Source organism: Achromobacter deleyi, assembly GCF_016127315.1.
In the GTDB taxonomy this organism is placed as follows: Bacteria; Pseudomonadota; Gammaproteobacteria; order Burkholderiales; family Burkholderiaceae_B; genus Achromobacter; species Achromobacter insuavis_A.
In genome coordinates this window covers 4,814,539-4,829,884 of the sequence record NZ_CP065997.1, presented here as the reverse complement: position 1 = coordinate 4,829,884, position 15,346 = coordinate 4,814,539, and the positions used below count along the sequence as shown (strand labels likewise).

Genomic DNA, 15,346 nt, shown 5'->3' with positions numbered 1-15,346 from the left:
CTAGAGCTCCACCACCGCTGCGCCGGAGGCTGCCGCGCTTTGCATCTTCAACTGGCATCCCTTGAAATCGCCCACGGGCATCATGTCCGGCAACGGAGCCTGTTGCGGCCCCACCCAGCTATGCGCTCCCGCCTTCAGCTCGACCTTGCCCGGCGCATGCAGCTGGATGCCGCCGCCCTCCAGCCGCACATAGGCGCCCGCGGCGGTGGCCAGCACGCGCTGCCTGGCCTGCACCAGCACGGCCGCGCTGGCCGAGGCAAAGGTCACCGCCTTCTCGGCGGTCAGGGTCATCTTGGCGTCCCGGCTGTGCAGGCGCAGCTTGCCGCCCGCCGCGTGCAGCCGCAGGCCGCGGTCCTGCACCGGGCGGCCGCCACCGGCTTCCTGGCCCAGCGTGAACAACACCACGCCGGCCGCCACCCCTACCGCCAGGTTGGCGCTGCTGACCCAGTTCACATCCGGCGCGACCTGCGCCAGCGTGCCGCCGGCCACCAGGAAGGCGTTGCCCGGCGTGTACTGGCCGATGCCGCTGGGCGCGCTGACCTGGATGTGCGGTTCGCGGTAGGCCGTCACCTTGGCCGCGCCGGCCTGGGCGCCCGGATCGTCCTGGGTGGCCTCGACTACGTCGCGGACGTGCCCGAGGGCATCATGCGCCGGCAGCGCCTGCGGATCGCCATCCAGGATGGCCTTCTGCTTGATCGCGATGTCGCCCAGTTCCCTGGCCGATTCGAGGGCGGCGTCGATCTGCTTGGCCGCCTCGGCGCTGTCCAGTAGCGCGCCCTCGGCGTTCTCGCGCAGGTCGGCGCTGATCAGCAGGCCGGAACCGCCGCGCAGCGCCACCGCTTCCTTGGTCGACAGTTCGGCGCCATGACCCAGGTCCTGCAGGCGCTCGTTGTCGCGCTGCTGCTTGACGTGGCCCAGGTTCAGGCGGGAATCGGCCTGCGTGGTCGAGGCGGTCAGGCGCGACTGGCCCGGCGTGTCGTCCTGCACCAGCTGGTTGTAGCCGCCGGTGCCGGCGCCGCTGGTCGCCAGCGCCTGGGTCTTGAAGCCGGACATCACCGCATTGTGGGCATGACCCTCGCTGCCGCCCGCGAACCAGGCCGGGGCATTGCCGGTGGCGTTGGCGCCGCCTGCCTGCACCTGGTTGTGGGAAGCATCCTCGGCGCCTTCGCCGTTGTACAGCGCGCCGACCACCACCGGGCGGTCGATGTCGCCGTGCAGGAATTCCACCAGCACTTCCTGCCCGACGCGCGGCACGAAATGGCCGCCCCAGTCGCCGCCGGCCACCGGCTCGGCCACGCGGACCCAGGCGCCCAGCTCGTCCTTGGCCGGCGCGTTCTCATCGCCCGACGGGTGCGCCAGCCGGCTGCTGGACGCCTTGCCGCGCTGCCAGTGGAACTGCACCTTGATGCGGTGGTCGCGGTCGGTGTGCACCGGTTCCTCGGCGCCCACCACCAGCGCGGTCTGCGCGCCGAATACGGTGGGACGGGGATGCAGGCGCTCGCCGTGGCCGTCCTGCGTCGCGGGGCGGAATTCGGTGTCGCTGCCGATGCAGGTGAAGGCATTGCGGTAGAAATCGGCGTCCTCGCCCTCGTCGCCGCCCAGCGCCTCGCGCACGGCGCGGCCGAGGTCGGCGTCGAAGTTGTTGCGGGCCTGGTGCGTGATCGCGATCACCACGAACGCGGACGCGCCGCCCTGCTGGTAGTGGCCGGTCAGCTCGAAGCGCTGGCCCGGCGCCAGCGTGCGCACGGTGCCGGCGCCCTCGACGCTCTGCTGGCGCACGCGCAGCGCGGCCAGCGCGTTGTGCGCCAGCCGCTCGCCCTGCGCGCTGTCCTCGTAGGCATACTGCCCGGGGTAGTCATCGCTGATCAGTTCGAGCGGATTCGCCAGCTTGCCGCTGTCCGCCTGCGCCGACACCGGCCGCGCCTGGGCGCTGCGGTAGTCCCAGCTCGCCATGCGCACGCCGTTGGTCTGCCAGCGTTGGCGCGCGCTCCATTGCTGGATGCTGTCCTCGGTCTCGGTCACGTCGGCTCGGGCGAAGCGCACGCTGGCCTGCGGGCCGGCCTTGAAGGCATCGTTGTGGTCGGCAATGACCAGAGTGTGGCCGTCGTCGGCATGCTCGACCCAGTAGAACAGGCCCTCTTCGGCCAGCAGGCGTTCAATGAAGTCGTAATCGGTTTCGCGGTACTGGATGGTCAGGCTGCGCTTGGCGTAGGCGGCGCGGTCCTTCACTTCCCAGCGCCATTGCGGCGCCAGCGTGCCCTGGCCCTTGTAGTCGCCGAAGATGCTGTCGACGATGTCGATCACCGTCTTGTCCTGATAGGCGAAGCTGTCGCGCCGCGCCCGCAGGAACGCCAGCCATGGCTCGACGGTCAGGCCATAGCGCGCCAGGCCGCCATTGGCGCCCAGGAAGCGCACCGCCGTGGCGTGGCCGTGCCACAGGCGCGGCTGCTCGCGGCCCAGCGCGGTCTGCAGGCGCAGGGTCACGGGTTGGCCCATCAGGGCCTTCAGCGGGATGTGCGCGTCATCCGACAGCGCGGTGATCTCCAGCCGGCAGGCGCCGCCGCTGAGCTGTTCGGTGGCCGACAAGGTCTCGGCCACCAGGCGGTTCTCGCCCAGCGGCGTGCGCAGGTCCAGCAGGCGGTTGGCCTGCGCGATGCCGGCGGTCGACAGGCGGGACAGTCCGGAAGAATCCTGGGGCATGGTCACGGCTCCGGGCTCAGGTCAGGCGGTAGCGGAAGTCGCCGTTCTTGCCGGCCGTGACACGGATGCGCGCGATCGCTTCGCCCTGCGCCATGCGGCCCAGCACCTGCTCGGCGATCTGCGGCAGCAGCGTGCCGTTCAGGATGTGGTCGACGTTGCGCGCCCCGGTGTCGACCTCGGTGCAGCGCGCCAGCACGGCCTCGACCAGCGCCTCGTCCCAATCGAACAGCGCGCGGTGGTTGGCCTGCACGCGCTCGGCGATGCGGGCCAGCTTCAGGCCGATGATGCGCGCCAGGGCGTCGTCATCCACCGGGTAGTAGGCGATGGTCTTCATGCGGCCCAGGAAGGCGGGCTTGAAAGCCTTGTACAACTGCGGCGCCAGCAATTCCTGCATGGCGTCCGGATCCGGCCGTTCGTCGGCGCTCTTGTTCAGGCAGGCCTGCATGATGGCCGACGAGCCGACGTTGGAGGTCAGGATGATGAGCGTATTGCGGAAGTCGATCTCGCGCCCTTCGGCGTCGTCCATCACGCCCTTGTCGAACACCTGGAAAAACAGCTCCAGCACGTCGGGGTGGGCCTTCTCGATCTCGTCCAGCAGCACCACGCTGTAGGGCTGGCGGCGCACGGCCTCGGTCAGCACGCCGCCTTCGCCGTAGCCGACGTAGCCCGGCGGCGAACCCTTCAGGCCCGACACGCTGTGGGCCTCCTGGTATTCGCTCATGTTGATCGTGACCAGCTTGCGTTCGCCGCCATAGAGGATGTCGGCCACCGCCAGCGCGGTCTCGGTCTTGCCCACCCCCGAGGGGCCGACGAACAGGAACACGCCCTTGGGCTTGTTCGGATCCTCCAGCCCGGCGCGCGCGGTGCGCACGCGCTGGGCGATGGCGTGCAGCGCGTGGTCCTGGCCGATCACGCGTTCGGCCAGCAGCGGCTGCAGTTCCAGCACGGTGCGGATCTCGTCATTGACCATGCGGCCCAGCGGGATGCCGGTCCAGGCCGAGACGATCTCGGCGATGACCTGCGCGTCCACATAGGCCGGCACCAGCGGCGCTTCGCCCTGCAGGGCGCGCAGCTGTTGCTGCAATTCGGCCAGTTGCGCCTGGGCGGGCGTCGGCTCGGCGGCCTTGCCGGCGCGGCGCTTGCCGCTGGTTTCGGCCTCGGGTTCCTGGCCCGCGGCTTCCAGTTCCTCGCGCAGCGCGTGGATCTGCCGCACCAATTCGCTTTCCTCGGTCAGGCGCGCTTCGGCGGCGGACAGTTGCTGGCGGGTGGCGTCCATTTCCTCGTCCAGCTCACGCAGGCGGGCCGATTGCGCGGCGCCGGTGGCGGCTTCGCGGCGCAGGGCCGCGCGTTCGGTTTCTTGGCGCGCCAGCCGGTGGCGGGCGTCATCGATCAGGGCGGGCGTGGCGCTGCGGCCCAGCGCCACTCGGGCGCAGGCGGTATCCAGCACGCCGACCGCCTTGTCGGGCAGTTGGCGGCCGCTGATGTAGCGGTGCGACAGGCGGGCCGCCGCGACGATGGCCTCGTCCAGGATGCGCACGCCGAAATGCCGCTCCATCAGCGGCGCCATGCCGCGCAGCATGCTGGCGGCCAGCGTCTCGCTGGGTTCCTCGACCTTGACCACCTGGAAGCGCCGCGCCAGCGCGGCGTCCTTCTCGAAGTATTTCTTGTACTCGCTCCAGGTGGTGGCGGCGATGGTGCGCAGTTCGCCGCGCGCCAGCGCCGGTTTGAGCAGATTGGCGGCATCGTTCTGGCCAGCCTGGCCGCCCGCGCCGATCATGGTGTGGGCTTCGTCGATGAACAGGATGATGGGCGTGGGGCTCTGCTTGACCTCGTCGATCACGCTTTTCAGCCGGTTCTCGAATTCGCCCTTGACGCTGGCGCCGGCCTGCAGCAGGCCCATGTCGAGCGTGCGCAGCGCCACGCCGGCCAGCGCTGGCGGCACGTCGCCGGCCACGATGCGCAGCGCCAGGCCTTCGACCACCGCCGTCTTGCCGACGCCGGCCTCGCCGGTCAGGATGGGATTGTTCTGGCGCCGGCGCGTCAGGATGTCGATCATCTGCCGGATCTCGGCGTCGCGGCCGATCACCGGATCGATCTTGCCCTCGCGGGCGCGTTCGGTCAGGTTGGTGGTGTACTGGTCCAGCGCCGGCGTCTTGGACAGCGCCGCCGCGGGCGACGCGGCCTCGTCCTGCGCCGCGCCGTCGCCCAGCGCCACGGACTGGCCCGCTTCTTCCGAGCCGGCCGTCAGCGCCGCGAAATCATGCTTCAGTTCTTCCAGCCGGAACGACTCGAACAGGCGCGAGCCGCGCCGCGCCAGCGCGGCCAGGTCGGGCTCGGTCAACAGCGCCAGCAGCAGGTGGCCGGAGCGGATGCGGGTGGTCTGCGTATCCAGCGACGCGATCAGCCAGGCGTGTTCGAACAGGCGCGGCAGGTGCGGCGAGAACACCGGCGTGCGGGTATTGCCGTTCTTGAAGCCGCGGATCTCGGCGTTCAGGTCGGCTTCCAGCACCGAGGCCTCGATGCCGCTGCGGCGCGCCACGATGCTGAAGTCGCTGGCGGGCTTTTCCAGCAGCGCCAGGAACAGGTGTTCCAGGTCCACTTCGTAGTGGCCTTGCGCCATGCACAGGCTGGCGGCGCGCTCGGCGGCCTGGCGGCAGGTCTGGTTCAGTTTCCCGATCAGGGTTTTCAGGGGAGTGGCCATGTTCTGGGTTGTCTTGTTCTTAGTGGATGGTGTGCAGTTCGTAGCTGGCGTCGTCGCGGTCCGACGCCGACGGTTCGGTGCAAAGAAAGGAATTCCAGCCCAGGCGCGCGCCGCCGCCGTCGGCCTCGCCGCCTAGCGCGCTGCCGGCGACGTCCTCTTTGGCCATCACCAGGCGCACCTCGTATTCGAAGCTCAGCCCGCCGAACATCGTCAGCAGTTTCTCCAGCGCCTGGGCGCGCGCGCCGCCGGGCAGGAAATCGGCGAACGCCGTCTTGGACAACGGACCGATCCACAGCCGGATGCGCAGGTCGCGCTGCCAGATGCGATCACCGGCCATGGCGGACACGCCCAGCACCGCGCCGGGCCGGCCCAGCTGGGTGCGGTTCTCGGGCGGCACGTGGTACCAGCGGCCGACGAACTGCTCGACCCGCAGGGCCACCTGGAAGTAATCGGCCAGCACCCGCTGCAGGTAGGCGGCCGACACCGGCCGCTGCCGCGCCGCCGCCGCGTAATGCGCCAGCGACTCGTCGAACACGCGGCCTTCGCCGGCATGCAGGCGGTCGCGCAGCGCCGGATGCCCGACCCCGCCCAGCGCCAGCAGCAGCGGCAGGTAGTGGTGATCCTGTTCGGTCTCGTGCCGCAGCGGCATGCGGTACTTCTTCCAGGCCGCGTAGAACAACGCGGCGGCCCGGTTCGAGAAAATGTCGAAGAAGGCGCGGGCGCCGCGGTCACGCGTGGCGCTTTCGCGGTGGCTCAGGATCTCCGAGTAATGCAGCGGCAAGGCGCCCTGCCCGCCCAGCAGGCCGAAGAACGCCGGTTCGATCTCCACCCGCCCCAGCGTGCCGGCCGCCAGCGCCGCCAGGCGCGCCTCGGCGTCGTGCAGGGCCTGGCCGTTCTTGTCGAAGGCCGTCAGCCCCGCGATCTCGCTGGCGGGAAAGCCCAGCGACGACGAATTGACGAAGCGCAGGTGCGCCGGCACGGCGTTCTTGGCGCGCGTGCCTTCCTGGCGCGCGAACCACAGCTCCAGCACCCGCACGGCCTGGAAGAACTTGAAGCGCTGCGGCTCGGCCAGCAGCGATTCGATTACGCTAGGATCGCGTCGCCGTTGCATGGAGGACACCGTAGGATTTCTTCCGCGCCGCGGCGCGACAGCACCACCAACTGCACGAAGCTGTTGGCGTGCACGTAAAGGCCGAAGAAGCGGTTGAGCACCGCCACGAAGGCATGCAGGCTGGTGCCCACGAAATTGTCTTCATTGATCGTCAGCCGGATCTCGATGCCGCGCACGAAGGTCGCGAACGGCTCGCCCGGCATCCAGTGGGTGGCGGGCTTGTAGTCCAGCCCCGCCAGCCCCTCGATCTGGCGCGCCGCCACCGCCGCGTGCGACAGGTCGTACAGGCGCAGCGTTTCCTTCAGCGCCGGCAGGCCGCTGTGCACCAGCGACAAGTGGTTCAGCGCCAGGTGCGAGATCAGGCGCCAGTGCGCCGCGCGGCCCTGCTGGAAGCGGTGCGTGTGGGTCGGGCGGCGCAGCATGCGGATCTCGCGCGCGACCGAGCCGCCTTCCAGGAACAGGTCGCCGCCCGGCTGGCCCACCGCCAGGTGCGACGGCAGGTCGCGGTTGGTGCAGGTCAGTTCCAGGCTCAGCGTTTCGGTCTGCGGCAGTGCCGGATTGAAGTCGATGTCGACGATGGACATCTCCATCTCGTAGCCCGGACTACGCTCGGCCACCATCGGGTCGCGCCGCGCGGTCCAGTAATGGCTGGCGCCCTCGGGCGTCTCGCCGTGATGCAGCGAATAGAACGGCCGGAACTCCACCACCGAATCGCCCTGCGCGTTCTGCCGCACCAGCCGCACGCGGTCGATCGAATAGACCTCGTAGCCGTAGGCGCGGCGCGCGTCGGCCACCACCGGGTAGGAGGCGGCCGCATGCGTGACGCGGATGGGATCGGCGCGTTGCTCGAACAGATTGATCACCGGCGTGCAACCCAGCCGGAAGTTGTCGGCCGAGGCCGATTCCAGCAGGCGCGCGGTATTGGAGTCGGCGCGCAGCCCCTTGACCGGCAGGTGCAGCGTGAATTCGCGCACCGGCCCCACCGCGCGCCGCAGCGCCGCCAGGTCGATGTCGACGAAGTTGAATTTCTCTGAGAAAACGAAGTACTCGGCCAGCAGCCGGTAGGCCGGATGCGAACTGGCCGGAAAGTCGATCAGCGCGTCGTCCTCGGCCAGCCCCACCTGCGCCAGCGGCACGTCGGGCAGCCGGTTCCAACGGCCCGGCTGGGTCTCGATGTAGGCCGCCGCGGTGCGCAGGAACAGGCAATCGCGCAGCGCCGCCACGAACGACGGTTCACCGTGCAGGTAGACCCGCAGGCGGTCCACGGCCAGCGTGGCGAAGCTCTGCGTTTCGGCCAGGCACGCCAGCGTCAGCGACAGGCGGCCGGTCACGCCCGGCGGCAGCTGCGTGGACGACGGCGCATTGGCGGTCGAGGCGAACGCGGCCTGGCGGATGGCCACGGGCGCCAGCGTCACGTCGTAGGCGGTGCGGAAGCGGCAGGCCACCCCGCGCACGGCATGCGACTTCAATTCGGTGCCGCGCGCCAGGCGCACGGGCGCGGTCAGCTGCGCCGCCACCCCGCCCATGTCGAACTGGGCGATCGAACATGACGGAAACGGCCGCAGGTAATGCGGGTACATCACTTCGAACAACGCTTCCGTGAATTCCGGATAGTCGTCGTCCAGCTTCTTGTTGATGCGCGCCCCCAGCAAGGCGAACGATTCGATCATCCGCTCGACGTGCGGGTCTTCGCAGGTTTCCCCCGACAGTCCCAGGCGCGCCGCGATCTTCGGATAGCGCTGGGCGAAATCCCGCGACGAGCCGCGCAGGAACCCCAGCTCGCGTTCGTAATACGGCAGCAGTTCTTCCATCTTTCCCTTCCTCGCCGGCGGCTGGCCGCCGGCGCCCGCGTGCGTTGATGTTGTCAGGCGGCCGCCGCGGCCTTGGCCCAGCCCTTGCTGACCGAATACTGCAGCGTCGACGGCTGCAAGGTCGCGTCGAACGTCACCGGCTCATGCGCCGGCCCCACGTCCAGCATCGCGGTGATCGCGAAATACAGCACCGACGTGGCGCGGCTGTCGACCTGCAGCACCACCCGCACGTGCGTCAGGCGCGGCTCGTGGCGCGCGATGGCCTGCTCCAGCGACCGGCAGATGAACTCCCGGTCGTAGTGGCTGGCCAGGCTGAGCCCGGAGAAATCCGACAGGCCATAGGTCAGGATCGACCGCTGGCAGTTCGGATAGCGCTTGAGCGACGCCTCGGTGAAGACCATGCGGGTATTGAGCAGGGCCTCGATGTCGCGCGCGACGGTTTCCTTGATTTCCTCGACGGACAGCCGCCGCAGCGCGTGCGGCGCCGGGCCATCGCCGTCGAACAGCTTGTCGAACAGGCTGGGTTCGAATCCCTTCATCACGGACCTCATTCAGGAAAACCGCGGCCCGGGAGCGAGCCGCGGCCTTAGCCTTGCCGCGCGGTCGGGATCAGACCGAGTAGGTCTTGTCGTTCTTGGTCAGGCTCCAGGCGCCCTGGGCATTGCCGCCCTGGTTGCCGCCGACCTTCTGCTGCGTGTACTTCCACTGGACGGCGGCGTACTTCAGCGAGAAGGACTCATGCGGCAGGCCTTCGCTGACCACTTCCGGCGCCACGCGCGAGATGATCACGTACTTGAGCTTGATTTCCAGGTACTTGACGCGGTTGCCCTCGCCGTCGGCGCGCAGGAAATCGATGGTCACTTCGTCAAAGGTGGTGCCGCCGGAAGCGTGCTGGTAGAGCAGCGGGCTGACCACGTCCAGGTCCTTGGTGAAGACCATTTCGCCGTGCTCGGTGCGCTCGGCGGTGTGGCCGCCCGAGGTCGAGGCGGTGGCCGACCGCGGCTGGATGATCTCGTGGCGCCACGAGCCCACTTCGATCCAGTCCGGGTGATCCTTGTCCTGGGACTCGCCCTTGAGCGCAGGATTGCCGAATTTGACGTAGATGTCCTTCATTAAATTACTCTCCAGTTAAAAGCTTTGGATCAGACGGTCATCACGATTTCTGCGCCTGGGCGGGCAGTTCCGCAACCAGGCGCAGGGAAATCGACAGCTCGTCGAGTTGGAAATGCGGCCGCAAGAACGCCACGGCCCGGAACACGCCAGGACGACCCGGCACTTCGGCGACTTGCACCGATGCTTCCCGCAGGGGAAATTGCGCTTTCTGCTCCTGGCTCGCGTTGTCGTCCAGCAGCACGTACTGCGAGACCCAGCGGTTCAGGAAGCTCTCGACGGATTGCGCGGACGCAAAACTGCCGATCTTGTCCCGCATCATGGCCTTCAGGTAATGGGCCACCCGCGACACGGAGAAGATGTATTGCAACTGCGCCGACAGCACCGCGTTGGCGTTGGCGCTGTCGGTGTTGTATTTCTTGGCCTTCTGCACCGACTGCGCGCCGAAGAACGCGGCGTAGTCGGAGTTCTTGCAATGCACCAGCGGGATCAGGCCCAGGTCGCTCAGTTCCTTCTCGCGCCGGTCGGTGATGGCGATTTCGGTCGGGCACTTGAGCGCGATCTCGCCGTCGTCGGTCTTGAAGGTGTGGGTCGGCAGGTTCTCGACCAGGCCGCCGCCCTCGACGCCGCGGATCGCCGCGCACCAGCCGAAGTCGGCAAACGCCGCCGTCAGACGCGCCCCGAAGGCCCAGGCGGCGTTGCACCACAGGTACTTGGAATGGTCGGTGCCGTCGACGTCCTCGACGAAGTTGAAGCCTTCCACCGAGGTGCCCTCTTTCGGGTCGTACGGCAGGCGGCCCAGGAAGCGCGGCATCGTCAGGCCGACGTAGCGCGAGTCCTCGGAATCGCGGAAGCTGCGCCACTTGGTGTATTCGACCGTGTCGAACACCTTGGCCAGGTCGCGCGGGCGGCCCAGGTCGGCGAAGCTGTCCAGGCCCAGCAGCTCGGGCGAGGCCGAGGCGATGAACGGCGCGTGCGAGGCCGCGGCCACGTGCGACATCTGCTCGATGAAGTACATGTCCTCGGGCTGGCGCGTGACCTCGAAGTTGCCGAGCAGCGCGCCGAAGGGCGAACCGCCGAAGGTGCCGAATTCCTCCTCGTAGACCTTCTTGAACATCAAGCTCTGGTCGAAGTCGATGGCGGTCTGGAAGTCGCGCACCAGGTCGCGCTTGGTGACGTTGAGCACCTTGATCTTGAGCATCGGCCCGGTATTGCTCTCCTGGCACAGGTAATGCAGACCGCGCCAGGTGCTCTCGAGCTTCTGGAACTCGGCGCCATGCATGACTTCGCTGAGCTGGGCCGAGATCAGGCGATCCAGTTCGGCCACGCGGGCGTCGAGCATGGCGGACAGATTGTCCGACACCACCACGGTGCCCTTCATGACTTCGCGCGCCAGTTCGCCGATCAGGTCCTTGGCGCGATCGTGCTCGGCGCTGGACTTGGCCACCCGGCTCTGCTCGACGATCTGGTCGAGCAGGCCCGCGTCGGCGGCGGCCGGGGCGGATGCGCTGTGCGCGGCGGCGGAATTACTCATTGCGGCCTCCCTTGCCGTCCTTGCCGGCTTCGCTGGTCAGTTGCTGCAGTTTTTCCGTGCTGCTGAGCACTTCGCCCAGCAGGTCTTCCAGCTTGTCGTTGCCGGCCAGTTTGTTGCGCAGGTCGGCCAGCTTGGTGCGGATGTCCAGCAGCTCCTTGAGCGGCTCGATCTGCTGCACCACCGCCTCGGGGCGGAAATCCTCGACCGAGCGGAACTTCAGGTCGACGCCGAAGGTGCCGCCCTCGTCGGTCAGGCGATTCTTCACGCGGTAGGCGGCGCGCGGCTCGAGGCCGCGCATCACGTCGTCGAAGTTGTCGACGTCGATATTGACGAACTTGCGGTCCTTCAGGCGCGGCAACTCGGCTTCCGACTGCGCGCTGAAGTCGCCCACCACGCCGACGACGAAGGGCAATTCCTTCTGCTCGATTGCATCGCCCTTCTCGACGTCATAGGTCAGTTGAACGCGCGGCGGGCGTACTTTCTGCAGTCTTTTCTGAACGCTTTCTTTCTTGGCCATTGAGGGCTCCCAGCGGATGCGTAGTGACGAAGGCGCGTGGACCCGGCCTGCCGGGTCCGGCGGGCCGATCAGGGTTTGTTGATCAGATTGCCGAACGGATCCGGCGCGCGGCCCCCGGCGGGCGGGGTGGATTGCGCGGGTTGCGCCGGCGTCGTGGCGCCGCCGGATTGCGCCGGCCGGGCCGCGGGCGCGGCGCTGGCGCCACCGTTGGCGGCGGCCGGCGCGCCGGCGGCAGGCGCACCCGGCGCGGGAATGCCGGCAGAGGGCGTACCGGCTGCGGGCGTACCGGCTGCGGGCGTACCCGGCGCGGCGGCGCCCTCATTGCGCGGCTTGGGCGGCGGGCGCGTGCCGCGCGACGGCGGCTTGCGGCCCTCGGGGAACAGCACGTCCTGGCCCAGCGTCTCGCGCATGGAAGCGGCCAGCGCCACCGCGTCGTTGCGGGCATTGCCGGCCAGCAGCGCATCGGCGCGCAGGTCCGCCAGCGATTGCATGGCAACGCGCAGGCCGCCCACGGCGCGCACCGTCTTGGCGGTGAAATCGTTCTGGTCGCGGCTCAGTGCTTCGTCCGCGGCGACGATGGCTTCCCCGTATTTCTGTTCATCGAAACGGATCTTGGCGATGTACGACCAGGGCTCGCCGCGCGAGGGATTGCGCTGCGCGATTTCCTGGAACTGGGCCACGGCTTCATCGCCCCCCTTGTTGGCCAATGTCTCGGTGGCCCGGGTGATCGATTGCTTGTATTCGGCGTCCGTCTGGGGCTTGCTGGTCGTGGCGCAACCGGCCATCAAGGCCACCATACCGCCTATGAGGAAATACCGGGAAAGTTGCATTTTTGGGGAACGTGTCCGATGTAACCAAGGGCCGCGTATTTCAACAACTTTTTGTTAGTACACCACTACAGTGCATTACGTCATGTAACTCACCACGAAATATCGCTCAACGTGCCTTCATCTGTATGTTGTCGCAATGATCCGGTATAAAGAGCCATGTCAAAACATCTCAATTTATCGCGATGCTTGGCGGCCTCATTGCTGGTCGCGGTGGCCCCGGTCATGACGGGTTGTGCAGCGGTTTCCGCCCTTGGCGCGGTCGCCGGAATCACCGGCACGGCACTTGATGCGGCAGGCCTGAAAAAGGACCCGAATGCGCCCACCGATGTGAAATTGGCGATACACGCCGGAGAAAATTTGAATGCGAGCAGCGGCCAGCCAACGGCGGTCGTTACGAAAGCATACTATTTGAAGAATGCCGAGGCATTTCAGCGCGCACCGCTCACGCAATTGGTTGATACTGAGCACGAAAAGGCGGCATTGGGCGACAGTCTCATTGCTTCGCGCGAGATCACACTGACTCCCGGCCAGCGCTTCGAAAACGTCGAAAAAGTGCCGAAGGGCGCCACCTATATCGCCGTTGCCGCCTTGTTTTACGCACCCGCGCCACAGCGCTGGAAATACGTGTTCGAGGTCAAATCGGTCGAAGACAGCGGCATCGTCCTTGGCGCACACGCGTGCGCCATGACGGTCGCCACCGGCAAGATCGTGCTGCCGCCCGGCATGCCGGCATTCGATCCTTCCAGGCTGGGCTCGTTGCAATGCCCTGACTGAATCCAGCGCTCGCCCTGGATCCGGTACGTGAAACGTCCTCTTCATATAGACACATAAACGAGAGCCCGCCAACGTGAGTTATTCAGCGAAGATTTTGTGGGGAGAGGGGCTGTTCCTGCGGCCCCAGCATTTTCAGCGGCAGGACGCCTACCATGAGGCCCGCCTGGCGGAAATGAGCCGGGCGCTGCACCCGTATTCGTGGGGACTGCGCACCGTGCGCTTCGATGCCGCGGCGCTCGCCAACGGCATGCTGCGCGCCACCGAGCTGTCGGCGATCTTCCCCGACGGCGAAATCTACAACGCGCCCCACAACGACGACCTGCCGCCCGCGGTGGCGCTGGATGGCCTGGACGGCGCCAGCGAAGCGGTGTTCTACCTGGCGCTGCACCCCATGAAGGACATCGGCGGCAACTACCGCGATGCGCAGCAGGCGGAAGGCTTCGACTCGCGCTACGCGCACCACGACCGCCCCGCCCCCGACCTGTACACCAACGCCAGCACCGCCGAACTGGCGTTCCTGCGCAAGAACGTGCGCCTGCTGTCCGAACACGAGCCGCGCGACGCGCTGCTGACCATCCCGGTGGCGCGGGTGCGCCGCACCGCCAGCGCGGGCTACGAACTGGACACCAGCTTCATCGCCCCCAGCCTGACGGTGCAGGCCTGCGGCGCGCTGTTCGAGCAATTGCGCCGCCTGCTGGACGCGCTGCAGGCCAAGGTCAACGCGCTCTATGGCTTTCACCGCGAGCCCAGCAAGAACATCATCGAATTCCGCTCGGGCGACGTGGCCTCGTTCTGGCTGCTGCACACCGCCAACGAGGCCTACTCGGCGCTGTCGCACCTGTTCCACAACCCGCAGCTGCACCCCGAGCGCCTGTTCCAGGAGATGCTGCGGCTGGCCGGCGCGCTGATGACCTTCTCGAAGGTGCACACGCTGGCCGACCTGCCGGTGTATCGCCACGAGCAGCCCGGCGCCGCGTTCGCGCAACTGGACACGATCCTGCGCGACCTGCTCGACACCGTCATCTCGACCCGCTACTTCTCGATCGTGCTGGAGGAACTGCGGCCGTCGTTCCACGTCGGCCGGCTCGATTCCGACAAGCTCGACGAGACCACCGCGCTGTACCTGTCGGTGTCGGCCGCGACGCCGGCCAGCGAGCTGGCCGAAACGGTGCCGCTGCGCTTCAAGGTCGGCGCGCCCGACGACGTCGAGAAGCTGGTGCTGTCGGCCATGCCCGGCGTGCAGCTGGTGTACACGCCGCAGGTGCCGCCGGCCGTGCCGGTCAAGCCGGGCGCGTGCTATTTCACGCTGCAGACCCGCGGATCGCTGTACGACCGCATGCTGCAGGCCCGCAGCATCGCCATCTACGCGCCCTCCGGCATTCCCGAACTCAAGCTGGACCTGATCGCCGTCACCCGCTGACCGGCCCCGACACAAGACGCCAACCGAAAGAGCCGCCATGACCGCCGACGCGCCCTCTCTGATGACCGCAGCCTCGCTTCCGCCCCGCGCCGCCGACTTCTACGGCACGCGCCCCGCCAAGTCCCTGCTGGACCTGCTGTACGACGGCTTCCTGATGCTGTTCCTGCTCAAGAGCGGCCAGGAGCCGGCCAGCCCCGCCTCGTTCTCGGCGCGGGTGCAGCAGTTCCTGGCGGACTTCGAGCGCAGCGCCAAGAAGATGGACATCCCGGCCGAGGATGTCTACGCCACCAAGTACGCGTTCTGCGCCGCGGTCGACGAGACCGTGCTGAACTCGCAGTTCTCGATCCGCGACGCCTGGATGCTGCAGCCCTTGCAGCTGACGTTGTTCGGCGAGCAACTGGCGGGCGAGAACTTCTTCTCGCGCCTGGAAGACCTGCGCGCGCAGGGCGCGCCGCGGCTGCAGTCGCTGGAGGTGTTCTACATGTGCCTGCTGCTGGGCTTCCAGGGCAAGTACATGATCGAGGGCCAGGAAAAGCTCGGCTACCTGACCGCGCGCCTGGGCGACGAGATCGCGCTGCTGCGCGGCAAGCGCGCCGGTTTCGCGCCGCACTGGCCGCTGCCGGACAAGATCGCCCACACGCTCAAGCGCGACGTGCCGCTGTGGAGCATCGGCGCACTGTTCGCCCTGCTCGGCCTGCTGGCCTACCTCGGCATGGCGCACTTCCTGAACGGCGACATGCAGACGGCCATGGCGCCGTACCACGACATCGTCAAGCTCGGCCCGCGCGCCGCCCACCTGACCATCTCGCTGCCCTGACGGCCCACGCACACCGCCACG

12 protein-coding genes are annotated in these 15,346 nt (G+C 67.9%); 3 read left to right on the top strand and 9 right to left on the bottom strand.

The window, feature by feature from the left end:
• From I6I07_RS21885 to I6I07_RS21845, 9 genes are all read right to left on the bottom strand, one after another.
• On the bottom strand, positions 1–2,700 hold the full coding sequence (locus tag I6I07_RS21885) for a type VI secretion system Vgr family protein (protein ID WP_198483687.1): 2,700 nt from the start codon (positions 2,698–2,700) through the stop codon (positions 1–3).
• 16 nt (positions 2,701–2,716) lie between these two features.
• Positions 2,717–5,401 (bottom strand): type VI secretion system ATPase TssH, encoded by a 2,685-nt coding sequence (gene tssH, locus I6I07_RS21880; protein WP_198483686.1) that lies wholly within the window; start codon positions 5,399–5,401, stop codon positions 2,717–2,719.
• Between the two features lie 19 nt (positions 5,402–5,420).
• A complete protein-coding gene (tssG, locus tag I6I07_RS21875) occupies positions 5,421–6,521 on the bottom strand; it encodes a type VI secretion system baseplate subunit TssG (RefSeq protein WP_198483685.1) in 1,101 nt (366 codons plus the stop codon).
• Positions 6,485–8,323, bottom strand: a complete 1,839-nt coding sequence (gene tssF / locus I6I07_RS21870; RefSeq protein ID WP_198483684.1) for a type VI secretion system baseplate subunit TssF — start codon at positions 8,321–8,323, stop codon at positions 6,485–6,487. The genes tssG and tssF overlap by 37 nt, the downstream gene beginning before the upstream one ends.
• Before the next feature lie 53 nt (positions 8,324–8,376).
• Positions 8,377–8,862: a type VI secretion system baseplate subunit TssE gene (gene tssE / locus I6I07_RS21865; RefSeq protein WP_006395403.1), complete on the bottom strand. Its 486-nt coding sequence runs from the start codon at positions 8,860–8,862 to the stop codon at positions 8,377–8,379.
• A 70-nt stretch (positions 8,863–8,932) separates the two neighbouring features.
• A complete protein-coding gene (locus tag I6I07_RS21860) occupies positions 8,933–9,436 on the bottom strand; it encodes an Hcp family type VI secretion system effector (RefSeq protein WP_006395404.1) in 504 nt (167 codons plus the stop codon).
• A gap of 40 nt (positions 9,437–9,476) precedes the next feature.
• Positions 9,477–10,967: a type VI secretion system contractile sheath large subunit gene (gene tssC / locus I6I07_RS21855; RefSeq protein WP_198483683.1), complete on the bottom strand. Its 1,491-nt coding sequence runs from the start codon at positions 10,965–10,967 to the stop codon at positions 9,477–9,479.
• Positions 10,960–11,484, bottom strand: a complete 525-nt coding sequence (gene tssB, locus I6I07_RS21850) for a type VI secretion system contractile sheath small subunit (RefSeq protein ID WP_006395406.1) — start codon at positions 11,482–11,484, stop codon at positions 10,960–10,962. The genes tssC and tssB overlap by 8 nt, the downstream gene beginning before the upstream one ends.
• Positions 11,485–11,552: 68 nt before the next feature.
• A complete protein-coding gene (locus I6I07_RS21845; RefSeq protein ID WP_232625683.1) occupies positions 11,553–12,281 on the bottom strand; it encodes a tetratricopeptide repeat protein in 729 nt (242 codons plus the stop codon).
• Between the two features lie 189 nt (positions 12,282–12,470).
• Between I6I07_RS21845 and tssJ the strand changes: the two genes are divergently transcribed.
• The 3 genes from tssJ (at position 12,471) to icmH (ending at position 15,325) form a co-directional block, all read left to right on the top strand.
• Entirely contained in the window at positions 12,471–13,088 is a 618-nt protein-coding gene (gene tssJ / locus I6I07_RS21840) for a type VI secretion system lipoprotein TssJ (RefSeq protein ID WP_081104960.1), read from the top strand.
• A 73-nt stretch (positions 13,089–13,161) separates the two neighbouring features.
• A complete protein-coding gene (tssK, locus tag I6I07_RS21835; RefSeq protein WP_006395409.1) occupies positions 13,162–14,508 on the top strand; it encodes a type VI secretion system baseplate subunit TssK in 1,347 nt (448 codons plus the stop codon).
• Positions 14,509–14,569: 61 nt separating this feature from the next.
• Positions 14,570–15,325 (top strand): type IVB secretion system protein IcmH/DotU, encoded by a 756-nt coding sequence (icmH, locus tag I6I07_RS21830; protein WP_225856627.1) that lies wholly within the window; start codon positions 14,570–14,572, stop codon positions 15,323–15,325.
• Positions 15,326–15,346 lie beyond the last annotated feature (21 nt).

Excerpts from the sequence above, each read along its gene's own strand:
- I6I07_RS21885 (WP_198483687.1), bottom strand. The coding sequence starts at position 2,700 with ATGCCCCAGGATTCTTCCGGACTGTCCCGCCTGTCGACCGCCGGCATC.
- tssH (WP_198483686.1), bottom strand. The coding sequence starts at position 5,401 with ATGGCCACTCCCCTGAAAACCCTGATCGGGAAACTGAACCAGACCTGC.
- tssF (WP_198483684.1), bottom strand. The coding sequence starts at position 8,323 with ATGGAAGAACTGCTGCCGTATTACGAACGCGAGCTGGGGTTCCTGCGC.
- tssE (WP_006395403.1), bottom strand. The coding sequence starts at position 8,862 with ATGAAGGGATTCGAACCCAGCCTGTTCGACAAGCTGTTCGACGGCGAT.
- I6I07_RS21860 (WP_006395404.1), bottom strand. The coding sequence starts at position 9,436 with ATGAAGGACATCTACGTCAAATTCGGCAATCCTGCGCTCAAGGGCGAG.
- tssC (WP_198483683.1), bottom strand. The coding sequence starts at position 10,967 with ATGAGTAATTCCGCCGCCGCGCACAGCGCATCCGCCCCGGCCGCCGCC.
- tssB (WP_006395406.1), bottom strand. The coding sequence starts at position 11,484 with ATGGCCAAGAAAGAAAGCGTTCAGAAAAGACTGCAGAAAGTACGCCCG.
- I6I07_RS21845 (WP_232625683.1), bottom strand. The coding sequence starts at position 12,281 with ATGGTGGCCTTGATGGCCGGTTGCGCCACGACCAGCAAGCCCCAGACG.
- tssJ (WP_081104960.1), top strand. The coding sequence starts at position 12,471 with ATGTCAAAACATCTCAATTTATCGCGATGCTTGGCGGCCTCATTGCTG.
- icmH (WP_225856627.1), top strand. The coding sequence starts at position 14,570 with ATGACCGCAGCCTCGCTTCCGCCCCGCGCCGCCGACTTCTACGGCACG.